Consider the following 15,475-nt stretch of genomic DNA (forward strand, 5'->3'; position numbering starts at 1 on the left):
TGATGCAGCTTTTCCTTCGCCTGATGCTCGATCCCTCACGCCCGCCGCGGCGCCGCCGCAAGCGCGACGAGCGCGGCTTCACGCTTACCGAATTGATGGTCGTTATCTTCATTATCGGGCTGCTCGCGACGGTCGTGCTGATCAACGTCCTGCCCAGCCAGGACAAGGCGATGGTGACGAAGGCTAAGGCCGATATTGCGACGCTGGAGAATGCGCTCGAACAATATCGGCTCGACAATCTGACTTATCCGGCGACGACCGACGGGCTGAACGCACTGTCGACGCCGCCGCCGTCGCTGGCGCAGCCCGAACGCTACCGCCGCGGCGGCTATATCAAGAAACTGCCGAGCGATCCTTGGGGACGTCCCTATAATTATCAGGCACCCGCCGCGAACGGAAAGCCGTTCGACGTCTGGTCGCTCGGCGCCGATGGCGCGCCCGGCGGGACCGACGAAAATGCCGACATTCACGGGGACAGCTGACCGCGGTCGCCTCCGGCGCGGCAAGGCGCGCGGCTTCACGCTGGTCGAACTGATGGTCGTTCTGACGATATTGGCGCTGGCCGCGACCGCCGTCGTGCTGACCATCCCGGGCGAGGAACGCAGCGTGCGCAACGAGGCCGATCGGCTGGCGGCGCGGCTCGCCGCGGCGCGCGACGTCGCGGTGGTCGAGGGGCGCAGTGTCGCGGTCAATTTCGCGCCGTCGGGCTATGGTTTCGAACGTCGCATCGACGGTGCCTGGGCGCCTTTGCCCGGCCGGGCCTTTGCGCAGCGCAATTGGCCCGCCGATATTCGCTTCGCCGCTGGCGACGGGCAGGGCGCGGCGCGCATCTTGTTCGACCGCGTCGGCACCAGCCCAACGCCGCAGGCGGTGGTGCTGGCGGGCGGCGACGCGCGCGAAGTGGTCCGCGTTTCGGCAACCGGAGAGGTCAGCCGTGATCGCTAGGCCGTCCATCGCCGGCCAGCGCGGGTTCACGCTGCTCGAAATGCTCGTTGCGCTCAGCATCATCAGCATTGCGGCGCTGACGCTCGTCCGGCTCGATGCCTATGCGGTGCGAACCGCGGGCGATCTCGACGAGAGCACCGTCGCGGGCATCGTCGCGCAGAATCGTGCCGTCGAACTCTGGACCGATCCGGCGCCGCCGACGATCGGCGCCAGCACGACCAGCGTGACCAATGCCGGGCGCAACTGGCGCATCGAACAACGCATTGCGCCGACCGCCGACGACAGCCTGCTGCGTATCGACCTGATCGTCCGGCCGGAGACGGGGCGCGGGCAGGCGGCGCTGACGATCATCCGGGCGGCGCGATGAGGCACATTCGCATTTCTTCTCCCTTTGCCCTGAGCTTGTCGAAGGGCCGTCCTTTCTTCGGCGTCAAAGAAAAGAGCGGTGATTCGACAGGCTCAGCACGAACCGAGGTTGCGATAGGCCAGCACGGCTTCACCCTCGTCGAAATGCTCGTTGCGCTGTCGCTCTTTGCCGCGATCGCGGCGATGGGGGTGAGCCTGCTACGCAGCAGCGTTGACACACAAGAGGCGGTACAGACGCGGCTCAAGGCCATGAGCGGGATGAACCGCATCCGCGCGGTCATGGCGAATGATTTGGCGCAGGCGGTGCAGCGGCCGACGCGCGGCGCGGCGGGCGAGGCGGTTCCGGCCTTCACCGGCTCGGCGAACGGCTTCGCCTTCGTTCATGCGGGCGCGGCGACGATCGAGGGAGGCGCGCGGCCCGATGTCGAACGCGTCGGCTATGCCCTGATCGGAGGTGAGTGGCGCCGCGCGGTGCAGCCGACGCTCGACGGCACGACGCTCGGCGACGGTGACCGGCTGGTCGGCGACGTTTCGGCGGCTGCGGTGCGCTACCGCGACGAGCGCGGCAACTGGAGCGAAAGCTGGTCGAGCGATCCCGACGACCGTTTGCCGCGCGCGGTCGAGGTGCGATTGACCCGTGCCGGGCGGCCGCCGCTGACGATGCTGTTCCTGACCGCGCCGACGCTCCCACCACCGCCGCCTTCGCCGACTGGGGCGACGCCATGACCGGGCCGACACGGGACGATCGCGGGGCGGCGCTGCTCAGCGTGTTGCTGCTCGTCGCGGTCATGGCGGTGATCGCAGCGACCGCGCTCGACCGGTTGACGCTTGCGACGCGGATCGCGGGCAGCGCCGCGACGGTCGATCAGGGACGCGCCTATGCCTTTGCCGCCGAACAGATTGCGCTGCGGCGCGTCGCCAATCTGGTGGCGCGCGATCCGTCGCGACTGTCGAATGATGGCGATTGGCTCGACCGCGATTTTATCCTGCCGCTGCCGGGCGGGCAGGGGAGCGCGCGACTGAGCGATGCCGACAATTGCTTCAATCTCAACAGCCTGGCCGCCGAAACCGCGCCGAGAAAGCTCAGCCAGCGGTCGGGCGCTACCGCGCAATTTACCGAGCTGATGGTGCTGCTCGGTATCGACCGCGGGCAGGCGATGGCGATTTCCGGCGCGGCGGCCGACTGGATCGACAGCGACGGCAACGACGGGCCGCTCGGCGCCGAAGACGGCGTCTATCGCGCGCTCCCCGGCGCCTACCTGCCCGCAAACCGCAAGATGGCCGATGTCAGCGAATTGCGCGCGGTGCGCGGCGTGACGCCCAAAATCTATGCGCGGCTGAAGCCGTGGATATGCGCGTTGCCGCGCGCCGAACCGGTGAAGCTGAACGTCAACACGCTGCGCCCCGAACAGGCGCCGCTGATCGCGATGCTGATGCCGGGGCAGATCAGCATCGCCGATGCGCGGGCGGCGCTGGCGGCCCGGCCCGCTGGCGGCTATGGCAGCAGCGTGCGATTCTGGGAGGCGCGCTCGCTCGCCCGGCTCGATCCGCCCACCGACGTGGGCGAACAGGCCGCGGTGACCAGCCGGTGGCTCACGCTGACGACGCAAGTGACGATTGGGGACGGGTTTTTGACGGCACATTCGCTTATCGACGTCAATGGCGGCGCGCCGGGCGCCGGTCAGGCGCCGCCGGTCATCGTCCGCCGGGACTGGGGCGAGGCCGACTGACGTGGCGCGGACGCTGATCCTCTGGCTGCCGTCGGCGGCGGCGCTCGGTGGCGACGAACCCGCACGGCCCGCCTGGCTGCGCATCGACGATGGCGTGATCGTCGACAGCGGGCAGGACGACGGCTGGGTCGACGCCTGGGAGAAACCACAGGACGACGCGGGCGACGATCGACTCATTGCACTCGCCCCTGCAGGCGACGTGCCGATCCATTGGCGCGCCTATCCCGATGCGGCCCCCGCGCAGGCGGCGGCGGCGGCGCGGATCGACGCGCTGCGCGACAGTCTGGGCGACGCGGCCGGACTGCACATCGTGGCCGGTGAGCCGGCCGAGACCGGACAGGCGGTGCCGGTGGCCGTCACCGCCCACGCCGCGATGACGGCCTGGACTGGCTGGCTCGCGGCAGAGGGGCTGACCGCCGCGGCGATCCTTCCCGCCGCCGCCATCTTGCCGCCGCCCGACGCCGATCATTTGTGGACTGCCGAACTTGGCGGCGAAGCGATCCTGCGCTCGGCCGATCGGGCATGGCGCTCCGATCCGGAAATCGACGCGCTGGTCGCGCAGGAGCGGACGATCGTCCCGCTGGGCGCCGATGCGGCGCGGGAAGCGTTGCTGCTCTCGCTCGCCGCGCCGCCGCTTGATCTGTTGAGCGGAAGCTGGAAGCCGAAGCGCCGCTGGGCGGTCGATCCGGATCTGGTGCGGATCGGCAAGCGCCTGCTCGCGGCGTTGCTGATCGTCAGCCTGCTGATCCCGGTCGCTTATGCGGTGCGCCTTGCCGCCGACACCCGCCGCGCCGATGCCGCAGTTGTCGCGGCTGCGGCGACGCTGGGGATCGAAGCTCCTGATGCGACCGCGGCGGAAGCCGAAGTCGATCGCCGGCTGGCCAGCGCGGGCGGCGGCCCGCTTGCCTTTTCGGTCCCGGCGTCGGCGCTGTTCGATGCGATGCGCGACACGCCGGGGGTGACGCTCAAGACGCTGTCGCACCGCACCGACGGGACGCTGACGACGACGCTGGCGGGGCCGCGCGTCGATGATCTCAACAAGGTGCTGCTGGCGCTGCAGGCGCGCGGCTATCGCGTGACCGCGCAGCCGATGGCGGGCACCGACGGCCAACAGATGGCAAATATTACGGTTCGGGCGGTGCCATGATCGACAGGATGCGCAATTGGTGGGCGGGTTTGTCGCGGCGCGAGCATTGGCTTGTCGGCGTTGCCGCGGCGCTGGCGCTGACGGTGCTCGTCTGGGCGCTCGGCCGTCCGGCCTATGCGGCGCTGGTCGATCTTGGCAGCGACCATGCCGCCGCGATCGAGCGCGAAGGGCGCGTCGCGGCCAAGGTGCATCTTTTGTCGCAGCGTCCGGCGAAAGCGGTTGCCGCCGCCACCGATGCGGTAGCGATCGACCAGTTTCTGGCGCAATCCGCGGGCGAGATCGGCCTGACGCTCGACCGTAACGAAGCGCGCGGAACGGCGCAGGCAACCATCGCCATCGCGACCGCGAAGGCGCCCGTCCTCAACGACTGGCTCGCCGCGCTCGAGACGCAGGGGTTCGTTGTCGATCAGCTCACGGTCACCCCGGCCGCCGACGGCACGGTGGGCATGACCGCCGAACTGCGCAAGGGCGGACAGTGATGGCCCGCTCGCACCGTCTCTGGATCGCCGCCGCGGCACTGCTCGCGCTGCTGCTGATCGCCGCGACCTTTCCGATGCGGCTGGCATTGTCGCTCGCTGGGGTCGCCGACGCGGGCTTCAGCGCGCGGACGGTGCGCGGCTCGGTCTGGTCGGGCGAACTTGTCGACGCGCGATTGGGCGCTCTCCCGCTCGGCACGGTCAAGGCCAGCCTGTCGCCGCTCGCCCTGCTGACGGGCAGCACGGAACTCGCCTTTGCGCGCCAGGACGATCGGCTGGGCGCCTTGTCGGGCCGACTCTACGGCACCAACCCGCGCGGCGCCGCCGACGTTAACGGCGTCACGACGCTCGCGGGCGGCCTCCGCGCGATCCCCGTCGACACCCTCCGCTTCGAAGGCGCCACCACACGCTTCGACAATGACGGGAAATGCGTAGAAGCAAGCGGACGGGTGCAGCTTTCGATCGCGGCGCCGATTGCCGGTCTGGATCTGGCGCGCGGGCTGTCGGGCCCGCTGAGCTGTGCGAACGGGCGTGCACAGGCGGCGCTGAGCAGCCAGTCGGGGATGGAGCGGCTGACGCTGGGGTTTGACGGTCGTGGCGCGTGGCGCGCGCAGTTCGCGATCACCGTCGACGACGATCCGTCGATGGCGGCGGCGTTGACGATGCTCGGCTTCCGTCCGGCGTCGGACGGCTACGTGCTGGCGACCACGGGCCGATTCTGACATGGCGGCGTTCGACGCCTTGCCCTTTGGCATGGGCGTCGGCTTGGCCGCTTTGGCGGGGTTGCTGCTCGGTAGCTTCCTGGCGACGCTGGTGCTGCGCTGGCCGCTGGGGCGGTCGGTGTTGCGCGGGCGTTCGCATTGCGATGCGTGCGGCACGGCGCTGACCGCGCGCGACCTTATACCCCTGCTGTCGGCCATCGCGGCGCGCGGTCGCTGCCGTCATTGCGGCGCACCGATTGACGCGCTGCATTGGCGGGTCGAATTGTTGTCGGCGGCGATCGGGGCAGCGGCGCTCGCGCTGATGCCCGGCACGGCGGGCTGGCTCTGGGCGCTGTTTGGCTGGCTGTTGCTGCCGCTCGCGCTGCTCGACGCGCGGCATATGTGGCTGCCCGATCCGCTCAACGTGGTGCTGGCGCTCGCCGGACTGCTGCTCGCCGGGCCGCTGCTCGAAGTAAGTCTGCTCGATCGCTGGATCGGCGCGGTGGCGGGTGGGCTGGTCCTTGCAGCCATCGCTGCCGCCTACCGGCGCGTGCGTGCGAGCGAGGGGATGGGGGGCGGCGATCCCAAGCTGGTCGCGGCGATCGGGTGCTGGATCGGGTGGCAGGCACTGCCGCTGCTGTTGCTGCTCGCCAGCCTGGGCGGGCTGGTCTGGGCGTTTGGCGCGCAACGAAAAGGGGACGGCCCGCTGTCGATGCGGGCCGTCCCCTTCGGTGTGTTCGCTTGCACCGCCGCTTGGGCGACGGTGCCGCTTTGGCCGTTGATCAGCGGCCGATAACGACCGTCACCGCGCGGCGGTTCTTCGCCCAGGCTTCCTCGTTCGATCCGAGTTCGGCCGGCCTTTCCTTGCCATAGCTGATGACATTCATACGGCTCGGGTCGATGCCGAGCGAGGCGAGATAATTCTTCGCAGCGTTGGCGCGGCGTTCGCCGAGCGCGATATTATAGTCGCGGGTACCGCGTTCGTCGGCATGACCTTCGATCGTCACGCGCACCGCGGGATTGCGCTGCAGCCATTGCGCCTGGCTTTGCAGCGTCGCCATATCCTCTGCATCGACATTATATTGATCGAAGCCGAAGAAGATGCGGTCCGAGGCGACGTTGGCGATGAAGTCCTGCTGCGACCCCGGAACGACCGCATTGGGGTCGGTTCCCGTACCGGTCCCGGTGTCGGTTCCTTCGGGGGCTGGCGGCAGCGTTTCGGGGGCCTTCTTCGAACAGGCACCCACAGTCAGCATGGTGATCGCCGCGATCATCGCGGTGGTTTTGCGTATCGTCATGTCGTCTGTCCTTTTTGTTGCGTTTTCAGTCGTGGCGAAATGCGATGAACGTCAATTTAACACAGGATTGAACCCCGCGGTTTTCCTTTGGTTCCGCGCGCGCCGGCGCGCCTCAGGGCAGGATCGGGCCCCAGCTCGGGTCGGACCCGTCCTGCGGCGTCGGCAACCGGCGCAGGTTCACGCCGGTCAGGTCGACCTGCCAGATCGTCGATTTGCCCTCGCGGCCCGATGTGGTGCGGAAGAACTGGATCACGCGGCCGTTGGGCGACCAGGTCGGCGCTTCGTCCTGCCAGCTGTTGGTCAGCAGCCGCTCGCCGCTGCCGCTGGGGGTCATCACGCCGATGCGGAACTCGCCGCCGCCCATTTTGGTGAAGGCGATCAGGTCGCCGCGCGGCGACCATTCGGGCGTCGCATAGCGACCGCCGCCGAAGCTGATCCGGCGCTGATCGGACCCGTCAACATTCATCGTATAGATTTGCTGGCTGCCCGACCGGTCGCTTTCGAAGACGATCTTCTTGCCGTCGGGCGAAAAGCTGCCGCCGACGTCGATGCCGGGGGCATTGGTCAACCGCACCGGCGTGCCGCCTTCGGTCGAGATGCGATAGATGTCGGTGTTGCCGCCGACCGCCATCGAAAAGAGGATCTGCCGGCCATCGGGCGACCAGCGCGGCGCGAAGGTCGCGTTGCGGCTTTCGGTCACCAGCTTCTGCGTGCCCCCATTGACGTCATAGATGAAGACGCGGACGCGGTCGTTCAGATAGCTGACATAGACGATCTTCTTGTAATCGGGCGAGAAACGGGGAGACAGCGCCAGCGCCTGACCATTGGTGATGAAGCGGTGGTTGCCGCCGTCCGAATCCATGATCGCAAGGCGCTTGATCCGGTTCCCCTTCGGCCCGCTCTCGGCGATATAGGCGACGCGGCTGTCGAAGAAGGGCGATTCCCCCGACAGACGCGAATAGATGGCGTCGGCGCATTTGTGCGCGGCACGGCGCCAGTCGCCCGGCTGGATTTCGAAACCCTGCCGCACCAGCTCGCTGCCGAGCTGGGTGTCATAGAGATAGCAGCCGACGACGAAGCCGCCGGTGCTGTTCGTCTGGACGAAGCCATGGACGACATTTTCGGCGTTGCGCGCCTGCCAGTCGGCGAAGCGCGGCGCGCGCACTTCCGCCATGCTGATCGCGCGAACGCTGCCGGGGCCGAGCGGCGCGTAAAGCCCGCTGCGTTCAAGGTCGGCGGCGATCACATCGGCGATCTGCCGCCCCAGATTGTCGGTGCGCAGCCCGGCGACGGTGGTGACGGCAGGCGTGGCGAAAGCGGGAACCGCGATGACCGTGCGGTCCTGGGACAGCGTGCCTTCGATCGTTTCGCGCGGTTCGGTGGGGACCGCGAGGGCGGGTGTGGGCGATGCGACCTGCGCCAACGCCGGGGCGACGGACAGCATGAGCGCGAGCGGGAGGGCGATGGAGCGAAGCGGCATCTCTCTTACCTCTTGATGAAATCGAGCGTGTAATTCTGCCAGAAGCTGTAATTTTCCTCGGGCAGGTCGAAGGGGGCGGCGAGTTCGATGGCACGCTTGGCGCATTCCTGATGCCGCTGGACCTGGAATTTGTTGCTGTCGTTCTGGCCGCTCGTCTCGACGCTGGTAAATCCGGCGAGCGCCCCCGACTGGGTCAGGCGGAATTTGACCACGGTCTTGAGTTGATCGACATCGACGCCGCTGATGCGGCATCCGTTCCAGCGCGGACCGACGGCGGCCTTGATGCTGACGTCGATCGAGCGCTTGACCTCGGCCGCCGTCGCGGCGGCCGGTGCGCCCTTGGAAGCCGGTGCCTTTGGCTGCGAACGGCTCAGCCCGTCGACGATGCCGTCGAGACGGCCAGTGGGCCGCGACGACTGTTTTTTCGGTTCGGCCTTGGGTGTCGGCCGCGGCGGCGCCTTCTGGGCCGCTGGCGGGGATTTCTTGGGTGTCGCCGGAACGGGCTTCGCGACCTGCTTTGGTGCAGGGGCGGGCGTCGGGCGGACGACGGGCTCGGGCAGCGGCGGCGTCGGCACCGGTTCGGGCGGCGCGGCGATATCGGCCGCATCCTCTTCGCCCAGCCGTGCGGCGGGGGGATTGGCGTTGATGACCGGCGCGGTCGATTGCGGCGCCGTCTCCGCGATCAGATCGACCTCCATCGGCGGATTGTCGAAACGGCGCTGGCCCGCGGTCCATTGCACTGACAACAGTACGATAATCACGACATGCGCGGCGACGGCCACGGCGATGCCGCGTCCCTGTGTTGCCCCATATGCCCGCGTTTCGGCCATGATCTTGACCCTATGGCTGCGTTTCTGAACCGTCCGTGACCGCGCTTTCGGCGGCAGCGGCGGTATCGGTGTCGGCGCCTGTCGTCACCAGCGCGATACGCGACAGGCCGGCGCGGTTGAGTTCGCCCATCACGCGCATCACCCGGCCATAGTCGAGCCCCTTGTCGGCGCGCAGCATGATCTGGCGCGGCTTGTCGCCGTCCTTCGTTTCGCGCGCGATGGCATCGAGGCGGGCCGGCAGTTCGGCCTCGGGGACGACCTGATCGCCGATATACAGCGTGTCGTCGGCATTGATCGACAGTTGCACCGGCTCCTGCTCCTCGGTTTCGATCGGCTTGGCCCGGCTTTCGGGCAGGTCGATCGGCACCGCCGAGGCAAGCAGCGGCGCGGTGATCATGAAGATGATCAGCAGCACCAGCATGACATCGACGAGCGGGGTGACGTTGATCTCCGACATCGGCGCCCGGCGCCCGCCGCGCCCGCGACGCCGGCCGCCGACGCCGCCCGAAGGTCCGGTCATCGCCATCAGGCTTCGACCTCCAGTTCGCGGCTGAAGGTCGCGTGCAGGCCATCGGCAAAGCGGCCGAGCCGCGATTCGAGCCGGTTCAGCCGCTGCGAAAAGGCGTTATAGGCAATCACCGCGGGAATGGCCGCGAACAGCCCGATCGCGGTTGCGAACAGCGCCTCGGCGATCCCCGGCGCAACGACGGCGAGGCTGCTGTTGTTCGACGCGGCAATCGCGGTGAAGCTGCGCATGATCCCCCACACCGTCCCGAACAGGCCGACGAAGGGCGCAACCGAACCGATGGTGGCCAGCGTGCCGATCTTTTCGGCGAGCCGATCGACCTCGCCGGCGACGGCGCTGTTCATCGCAATGCCCAGCCGTTCGCGCGTTCCTTCACGGTCGATGACCTTGCTCCGCGTCGAACGGCGCCACTCGCCGATCCCCGCAGCCAGCACCTTCGCGCTCGGCAATTCTTCATTGCCATTCTTGTCGTAGAATTTGTCGATATTGTCGGCGCGCCAGAAATCGCGCTCGAAGCTGTCCGACGCCTTCATCATTTTGCCGACGCCGCGGCCGTGGGTGAAGATCACCGCCCACACATAGATGGACGCGGCGAGCAACCCGATCATTACCGCCTTCACGATGATATCGGCCTGCAGGAACAGCGCGATGGGGGACAAGGTCGCCGCGTCGGCGGCCAGCTTGATATTGTCTAGCAAGGGATGGTCTCTCCATTCATGATCGCGGTAAAGCGGCTGGCCCACCCGGCGGGCTGGCGGCGCGGCCGGCCCTCGGGCGACAGAAAGGCTGCGGTAACACGCCCGTTGGTTAACTCGTCCTGACCGCGAAGGATGCGTTGCGCGATAATCACGCTCGCGCCGCGCACCGCCTCGACGGTGCTGATAACCAGCAAATCGTCGTCGAGCTTGGCCGGGCGTACATATTTGATCGCAAGGTCGGTTACGGCCCAGGCGCCTTCGCCCGCTTCCATCGCCGCGCGCTGGTCGATCCCGGCGATGCGCAGCATGTCCGACCGGGCACGCTCCATATAGCGCAGATAATTGGCGTGATAGACGATGCCGCTGAGGTCGGTGTCCTCGAAATAGACGCGCAGCCGGTAATGATGCGCGGCCCCGACAAAGGCGCCGGGGATGAAAGGAGGCGGAACGTCAACCATAGTTGCGAGCGATAGCGATGCTTCGACTCGTCGCAAAGCCCTCTTGAACGGTTCGTCGCAGCGCGGGGCCGGTTGACGGATTCAAAGCCGCACTTTTCCGTCCTATTTTGCCGCGCCGCCGCCAGAATCGAATAGTCCGTCCTGCACGCCAGCGGGCGGATTGAGGCCCAGATGCTTCCACGCGCTGGCGTTGAGGCAGCGGCCGCGCGCGGTGCGGGCGATCAGGCCGATCTGGAGGAGGTAGGGTTCGATCACATCCTCGATCGTGTCGCGCGGCTCGCTGAGGCCCGCCGCCAGCGTTTCGGCCCCCACGGGCCCCCCGCGATAGATGTCGGCGATCATGGTAAGGTAGCGGCGGTCCATGGCGTCGAGGCCCAGCGCATCGACCTCCAGCCGGTTGAGCGCCGCGTCGGCCACCCGCGCGTCGACGATCTGCGCCCCCGCCACTGTCGCAAAATCGCGCACGCGGCGGAGCAGGCGCCCGGCGATGCGCGGTGTGCCGCGCGAACGCTTCGCGATTTCGAGCGCGCCGTCGGGCGCGATGCCGAGGCCGAGCAGGCGGGCGGCGCGGCCGATCACCTGTTCGAGTTCGGCATGCGTGTAGAAATTGAGCCGCACCGGGATGCCGAAGCGATCGCGCAGCGGCGTCGTCAGCAGCCCCTGCCGGGTGGTCGCGCCGACGAGGGTGAATTTGGGCAGGTCGATCCGCACGCTGCGCGCCGACGGCCCTTCACCGATCATGATGTCGAGCGCGCGGTCCTCCATCGCGGGATAGAGGATTTCCTCGACCGCAGGCGACAGGCGATGGATTTCGTCGATGAAGAGGACGTCGCCATCCTCCAGATTCGTGAGCAGCGCGGCAAGGTCGCCCGCCTTGGCGATGACCGGGCCGCTGGTCGACCGGAAACCGACGCCCAGCTCCTTCGCAACGATCTGTGCCAGCGTCGTCTTGCCCAGCCCCGGCGGGCCGAAGAAGAGCACATGGTCGAGCGCATCGGCGCGCGCCTTTGCCGCCTCGATGAAGATGCGCAGATTCTCGCGCGCCGCCGCCTGACCCACGAACTCGGCGAGCGACTTCGGCCGCAGCGCGGCGTCGGCATCCTCGGGGGTGCGGATCGGCGTCGTCAGGGCGGGCTCAGTCATAATGCTCTATTGCCTCGCCGGTGATCGAAACCCAAGGCTCCTTGCGTTCCTCATACACCGAATAGTCGGGGACGAAGCCGTGGCCGGGCGCGAAATTGCCGAGCGGGATCGCGTAGGCATCGTGATAGGGGCGCGCGCGATACCAGACGCCCGAACCGCAGGTGCCGCAAAAGAAGAAGTCGGCGGTGTTGCCGCTGTCGCCGGTATATTGCCACATCTTCGCGCTCGCTTCGCCCTCGATGCGGACCTGCTCGACGGGAAAGCGGACCTGCGCGGCAAAGGCGCTGCCGCTGCGCGCCTTGCACTCGCGGCAGTGGCACACCGACACGCGGATCGGCTCACCGGTGCAGGCGATGCGGATCTGGCCGCAGCGGCACGAGGCGTGGCGGGTGAGGGCGGTCATTTCGCCGCCTTTTTGAGCGCGACGCGAACCAGCGCATCCAGAGTGGCGCCCGCGCCCAGTTCCTCGCTCGCCGCGCCGACGGCGGCGCTCGCTTCGCCAGGTTTGAAGCCGAGGCCGGTGAGGGCGGTCACGGCATCGCCGAGCGGGCCGGCGGCCGGGACGGCCGCGGGACCGGTGCCGGCGATCCCGCCCAGTGCGCCTGCCTTGTCCTTCAGTTCGTGCGCGATGCGTTGTGCGAGCTTCGGTCCGACCCCGTTCGCGCGCGCGATCATCGCGCTGTCGCCGCTGGCGAGCGCGCGTTGCAGGTCGGCGACTTCGAGCGCGGAGAGGATCGCGAGCGCGACCTTTGCGCCGACGCCCTGAACGCTGGTGAGCAGCCGGAACCAGTCGCGTTCCTCGGCGCGGGCGAAGCCGAGCAGGCGGAGGAAATCCTCGCCCACCAGCATTTCGGTGTGGATGGTGACATCGCCGCCGACCGGGCCGAGCGCGTCGAGCGTGCGCGCCGATGCCTCGACCAGATAACCGACGCCGCCGACATCGATCACCGCATGGCCTGCGCCGCTGCTGTCGAGCCTTCCAGTGAGTTTTGCGATCATTTCGCCGTGCTAGCGCGGTAGGAATGAAAAGGGAACAAATTTGAAATCATCAGAAGCGCGGCCGGTGGTTCGCATGGCAGATCGCGACCGCCAGCGCGTCGGCCGCGTCGGCGCCCGCGACCTTCGCGCCCGGCAGCAGGATACGCAGCATCGCCTGCACCTGCTCCTTCGCCGCGCCGCCGGTTCCGACGATGGCCTTCTTGACGAGGCGCGGCGCATATTCGGCGACGGTCAGCCCGCCGCGCGCGCAGCCGAGCAGGACGACGCCGCGCGCGTGCGCGAGCTTCAGCGTCGATTGCGGATTGTCGTTGACGAACACTTCCTCGACCGCTGCCTGCGCCGGGGCATGGTCGGCGATCACGGCCGCGAGTGCAGTATCGAGATACGCCAGCCGGTCGGGCAGGGGCGCCTTTGCGTCGGTCTTGATCTGACCGTTGGCGATGTGGCTGATCCGGCTGCCCTCGACGCGGATGATGCCCCAGCCGGTGCAGCTGAGCGAGGGGTCGAGGCCGAGGATGATCATGTTAGAAGCCCCTCCCGCTTGCGGGAGGGGTTTGGGGTGGGCAAGCGGCGCGCCGTGCATCGGCCCACCCCCGGCCCCTCCCGCAAGCGGGAGGGGAGGGGTTTGTCATCCGAGCTTTTCCATCACCGCGTCGGGGATTTCGTAATTGCCCCACACGGTCTGCACATCATCGTCGTCGTCGAGCGTGTCGATCAGCTTGAACAGCGTTTGCGCGACGCTTTCGTCGGCGACTTCGCTTTTCAGCGTCGGGCGCCAGGCGAGTTTCACGCCTTCGGCTTCGCCCAGCTTGGCTTCGAGCGCCTTTGCGACTTCGTGCAAGGAATCGACGCTGGTCCAGATGTCATGGCCGTCTTCGGTCGATTCGACATCGTCGGCGCCCGCATCGAGCGCGGCTTCGAAGACGGTGTCGGCATCGCCCGCACTTGCCGCATAGCTGATCATGCCGAGCCGGTCGAAGCCGTGGCTGACGCTGCCCGACGTGCCGAGGTTGCCGCCATTCTTGCTGAACGCGGTGCGCACGTTGGTCGCGGTGCGGTTGCGATTGTCGGTCAGCGCCTCGACGATCAGCGACACGCCGCCGGGGCCATAGCCTTCGTAACGGATTTCCTCGTAATTCTCGCCATCATTGCCCGCGGCCTTGTCGATCGCGCGCTGGATATTGTCCTTGGGCATCGACTGCGCCTTGGCGGCGTTAACCGCCGCGCGGAGGCGGGCATTGGCGTCGGGATCGGGCAGGCCCATCTTCGCCGCCACGGTGATTTCGCGGCTGAGCTTCGAAAAGAGGCTGCTGCGCTTTTTGTCCTGCGCACCCTTGCGGTGCATGATGTTCTTGAATTTGCTATGGCCGGCCACGGCCTACCTCCCTTAACGGAAAAATCTGGGGCCGCCCCTAGCGCGAAGCGCGGTCGCAGACAACTACGGGCGGCGGCGCCGATCAGACAACCACGGCGGTTCCCGAAGCGCTGACCATCAGCATCGACCCGTTCTGGCCGAGCACTTCATAGTCGAGATCGACACCGATCACGGCGTTGCCGCCAAGGCGCGCGGCTTCGGCTTCCATTTCCCCAATCGCTTCCTTGCGGGCGCGGGCGAGGACATCTTCATATTTGCCCGAGCGGCCGCCAACGATGTCGGTGATGCTGGCGAACAGGTCGCGGAACAGGTTCGCGCCAACGATCACCTCGCCGGTAACGATGCCCAGATATTCGCGGACCGGATGGCCTTCGACAGCGTTGGTCGTGGTGCTGAACATATCTTCCTCCCTGGCGTCTGCGGTCAATGCTTCAAGCGGAGAGGCGGTGCCGGACCGCCGGTTTCGCGGAAGTTGTCAAACTTGTCGCTCCCCTCCGGTGCCATGATACCCGTCACGCCGAAATTGCCTGGTGGACCGGGCAAAGGAAGGCGTGACGGGTGACATGGCGAAGGGGGTGGCGCGGCCCGATAATGTAGGACAGCGATTTTTCGGAGTTCAGACGATGCCGAGCGCCGATTTGTAAACGTCGAGGATCGCTTCCATTTCCTTGCGGTCGTGGACCGGCATTTTGCGCAGGCGCACGATCTGGCGCATGATCTTGGGATCATAGCCCTGCGACTTCGATTCCAGATAAACGTCGCGAATATCGTCGGCGATGCCCTTTTTCTCTTCTTCCAGCCGCTCGATGCGCTCGATGAAAAGGCGCAGTTGTTCGTCGGCAGTCGTGGCTTCGCTCATTTTATGCTCCGATGGATATGGATGGTTGTGGCGAGAATCGCCTCGGGCGTCCGATTAGCGGGGTCAGGGATTCTTGGCCATGCTTTCTTCCATGCGGGCAAGCTGCTGAGGGGTGGCGACAACGTGAAAGCGCGCCTTCCATTCGGCGGTCGGCATGCCGTGGACGATGGCGCGGGCGCTTTCCTTGTCGAGGTCGCCCGCTTCGGCGATCCAGTCGCCCAGGCAGTTGCGGCAAAAACCCGCGAGGCCCATCAGGTCGATATTCGCCGCGTCGCTGCGGTGGCGGAGCAGGCGGACAAGGCGGCGGAAGGCCGCCGCGGCGACGGCATCGTCGATGCTGTCGAGGGGGTCGGCGGTCATCGGTTGGTCATCGCTGCACGACATGACATTCTCCGGTCTGTGGATGAATAGCTATACGGCGGTTGCGCTTCGGCAGGCAACGCG

Annotated in this window: 23 protein-coding genes; 9 read left to right on the forward strand and 14 right to left on the reverse strand. The window is 67.4% G+C overall.

Annotated features, from left to right (window positions below; genetic code table 11):
• Nucleotides 1-2 precede the first annotated feature (2 nt).
• From gspG to MU856_RS03340, 9 genes are read left to right on the forward strand one after another with little or no spacing between them, the layout of a single operon-like run.
• Nucleotides 3-482 (forward strand): type II secretion system major pseudopilin GspG, encoded by a 480-nt coding sequence (gspG, locus tag MU856_RS03300; RefSeq protein ID WP_040589238.1) that lies wholly within the window; start codon nt 3-5, stop codon nt 480-482.
• A complete protein-coding gene (locus MU856_RS03305) occupies nt 457-945 on the forward strand; it encodes a GspH/FimT family pseudopilin (RefSeq protein ID WP_062903157.1) in 489 nt (162 codons plus the stop codon). Before gspG ends, MU856_RS03305 begins: the two co-directional genes overlap by 26 nt.
• Nucleotides 935-1,312, forward strand: coding sequence for a type II secretion system minor pseudopilin GspI (gene gspI, locus MU856_RS03310; RefSeq protein ID WP_062902105.1), 378 nt, complete (start codon nt 935-937; stop codon nt 1,310-1,312). The genes MU856_RS03305 and gspI overlap by 11 nt, the downstream gene beginning before the upstream one ends.
• A gap of 35 nt (nt 1,313-1,347) precedes the next feature.
• Nucleotides 1,348-2,037, forward strand: coding sequence for a type II secretion system minor pseudopilin GspJ (gspJ, locus tag MU856_RS03315; RefSeq protein WP_263588365.1), 690 nt, complete (start codon nt 1,348-1,350; stop codon nt 2,035-2,037).
• On the forward strand, nt 2,034-3,041 hold the full coding sequence (gene gspK, locus MU856_RS03320; protein WP_263588366.1) for a type II secretion system minor pseudopilin GspK: 1,008 nt from the start codon (nt 2,034-2,036) through the stop codon (nt 3,039-3,041). Before gspJ ends, gspK begins: the two co-directional genes overlap by 4 nt.
• 1 nt (nt 3,042) lies before the next feature.
• On the forward strand, nt 3,043-4,188 hold the full coding sequence (gspL, locus tag MU856_RS03325) for a type II secretion system protein GspL (RefSeq protein WP_062902107.1): 1,146 nt from the start codon (nt 3,043-3,045) through the stop codon (nt 4,186-4,188).
• Nucleotides 4,185-4,667 carry a type II secretion system protein GspM gene (gene gspM, locus MU856_RS03330; protein ID WP_062902108.1) on the forward strand — a complete coding sequence of 161 codons (483 nt, stop codon included), beginning with the start codon at nt 4,185-4,187 and terminating at the stop codon, nt 4,665-4,667. The genes gspL and gspM overlap by 4 nt, the downstream gene beginning before the upstream one ends.
• On the forward strand, nt 4,667-5,386 hold the full coding sequence (locus tag MU856_RS03335) for a type II secretion system protein N (RefSeq protein WP_263588367.1): 720 nt from the start codon (nt 4,667-4,669) through the stop codon (nt 5,384-5,386). Before gspM ends, MU856_RS03335 begins: the two co-directional genes overlap by 1 nt.
• A gap of 1 nt (nt 5,387) precedes the next feature.
• Nucleotides 5,388-6,161 (forward strand): prepilin peptidase, encoded by a 774-nt coding sequence (locus MU856_RS03340; protein ID WP_062902110.1) that lies wholly within the window; start codon nt 5,388-5,390, stop codon nt 6,159-6,161.
• On the opposite strand, the gene pal is transcribed toward MU856_RS03340, so the two are convergent.
• The 14 genes from pal to MU856_RS03410 all read right to left on the reverse strand — a co-directional run bounded on the left by pal (nt 6,148) and on the right by MU856_RS03410 (nt 15,415).
• A complete protein-coding gene (gene pal, locus MU856_RS03345; RefSeq protein ID WP_174531846.1) occupies nt 6,148-6,663 on the reverse strand; it encodes a peptidoglycan-associated lipoprotein Pal in 516 nt (171 codons plus the stop codon). The genes MU856_RS03340 and pal overlap by 14 nt on opposite strands.
• Nucleotides 6,664-6,775: 112 nt before the next feature.
• On the reverse strand, nt 6,776-8,143 hold the full coding sequence (gene tolB / locus MU856_RS03350; protein ID WP_082819925.1) for a Tol-Pal system beta propeller repeat protein TolB: 1,368 nt from the start codon (nt 8,141-8,143) through the stop codon (nt 6,776-6,778).
• Between the two features lie 5 nt (nt 8,144-8,148).
• On the reverse strand, nt 8,149-8,973 hold the full coding sequence (locus tag MU856_RS03355; RefSeq protein ID WP_062902111.1) for a hypothetical protein: 825 nt from the start codon (nt 8,971-8,973) through the stop codon (nt 8,149-8,151).
• A 10-nt stretch (nt 8,974-8,983) separates the two neighbouring features.
• Nucleotides 8,984-9,499: a protein TolR gene (gene tolR / locus MU856_RS03360; protein ID WP_086456699.1), complete on the reverse strand. Its 516-nt coding sequence runs from the start codon at nt 9,497-9,499 to the stop codon at nt 8,984-8,986.
• Nucleotides 9,499-10,197 carry a protein TolQ gene (gene tolQ, locus MU856_RS03365; RefSeq protein WP_003039244.1) on the reverse strand — a complete coding sequence of 233 codons (699 nt, stop codon included), beginning with the start codon at nt 10,195-10,197 and terminating at the stop codon, nt 9,499-9,501. The genes tolR and tolQ overlap by 1 nt, the downstream gene beginning before the upstream one ends.
• Complete coding sequence (locus MU856_RS03370) at nt 10,191-10,655, reverse strand: YbgC/FadM family acyl-CoA thioesterase (RefSeq protein ID WP_058811999.1); 465 nt, start codon at nt 10,653-10,655, stop codon at nt 10,191-10,193. The genes tolQ and MU856_RS03370 overlap by 7 nt, the downstream gene beginning before the upstream one ends.
• Before the next feature lie 102 nt (nt 10,656-10,757).
• On the reverse strand, nt 10,758-11,798 hold the full coding sequence (gene ruvB / locus MU856_RS03375; protein WP_062902113.1) for a Holliday junction branch migration DNA helicase RuvB: 1,041 nt from the start codon (nt 11,796-11,798) through the stop codon (nt 10,758-10,760).
• A complete protein-coding gene (locus MU856_RS03380; protein ID WP_062902114.1) occupies nt 11,791-12,201 on the reverse strand; it encodes a GFA family protein in 411 nt (136 codons plus the stop codon). The genes ruvB and MU856_RS03380 overlap by 8 nt, the downstream gene beginning before the upstream one ends.
• Nucleotides 12,198-12,797 carry a Holliday junction branch migration protein RuvA gene (gene ruvA, locus MU856_RS03385; protein WP_062902115.1) on the reverse strand — a complete coding sequence of 200 codons (600 nt, stop codon included), beginning with the start codon at nt 12,795-12,797 and terminating at the stop codon, nt 12,198-12,200. Before ruvA ends, MU856_RS03380 begins: the two co-directional genes overlap by 4 nt.
• 49 nt (nt 12,798-12,846) lie before the next feature.
• Nucleotides 12,847-13,320 carry a crossover junction endodeoxyribonuclease RuvC gene (ruvC, locus tag MU856_RS03390; RefSeq protein ID WP_062902116.1) on the reverse strand — a complete coding sequence of 158 codons (474 nt, stop codon included), beginning with the start codon at nt 13,318-13,320 and terminating at the stop codon, nt 12,847-12,849.
• A 105-nt stretch (nt 13,321-13,425) separates the two neighbouring features.
• Complete coding sequence (locus tag MU856_RS03395) at nt 13,426-14,172, reverse strand: YebC/PmpR family DNA-binding transcriptional regulator (protein WP_003039229.1); 747 nt, start codon at nt 14,170-14,172, stop codon at nt 13,426-13,428.
• 82 nt (nt 14,173-14,254) lie between these two features.
• Nucleotides 14,255-14,572, reverse strand: coding sequence for a YbjQ family protein (locus MU856_RS03400; RefSeq protein ID WP_058812003.1), 318 nt, complete (start codon nt 14,570-14,572; stop codon nt 14,255-14,257).
• Nucleotides 14,573-14,788: 216 nt separating this feature from the next.
• On the reverse strand, nt 14,789-15,031 hold the full coding sequence (locus MU856_RS03405) for a DUF2312 domain-containing protein (RefSeq protein ID WP_003039223.1): 243 nt from the start codon (nt 15,029-15,031) through the stop codon (nt 14,789-14,791).
• A 63-nt stretch (nt 15,032-15,094) separates the two neighbouring features.
• On the reverse strand, nt 15,095-15,415 hold the full coding sequence (locus MU856_RS03410) for a DUF1244 domain-containing protein (protein ID WP_062902117.1): 321 nt from the start codon (nt 15,413-15,415) through the stop codon (nt 15,095-15,097).
• Between the last annotated feature and the right edge of the window lie 60 nt (nt 15,416-15,475).

Origin of the sequence: Sphingopyxis sp. GC21, from assembly GCF_025727575.1 — a bacterium.
GTDB lineage: Bacteria > Pseudomonadota > Alphaproteobacteria > Sphingomonadales > Sphingomonadaceae > Sphingopyxis > Sphingopyxis terrae_A.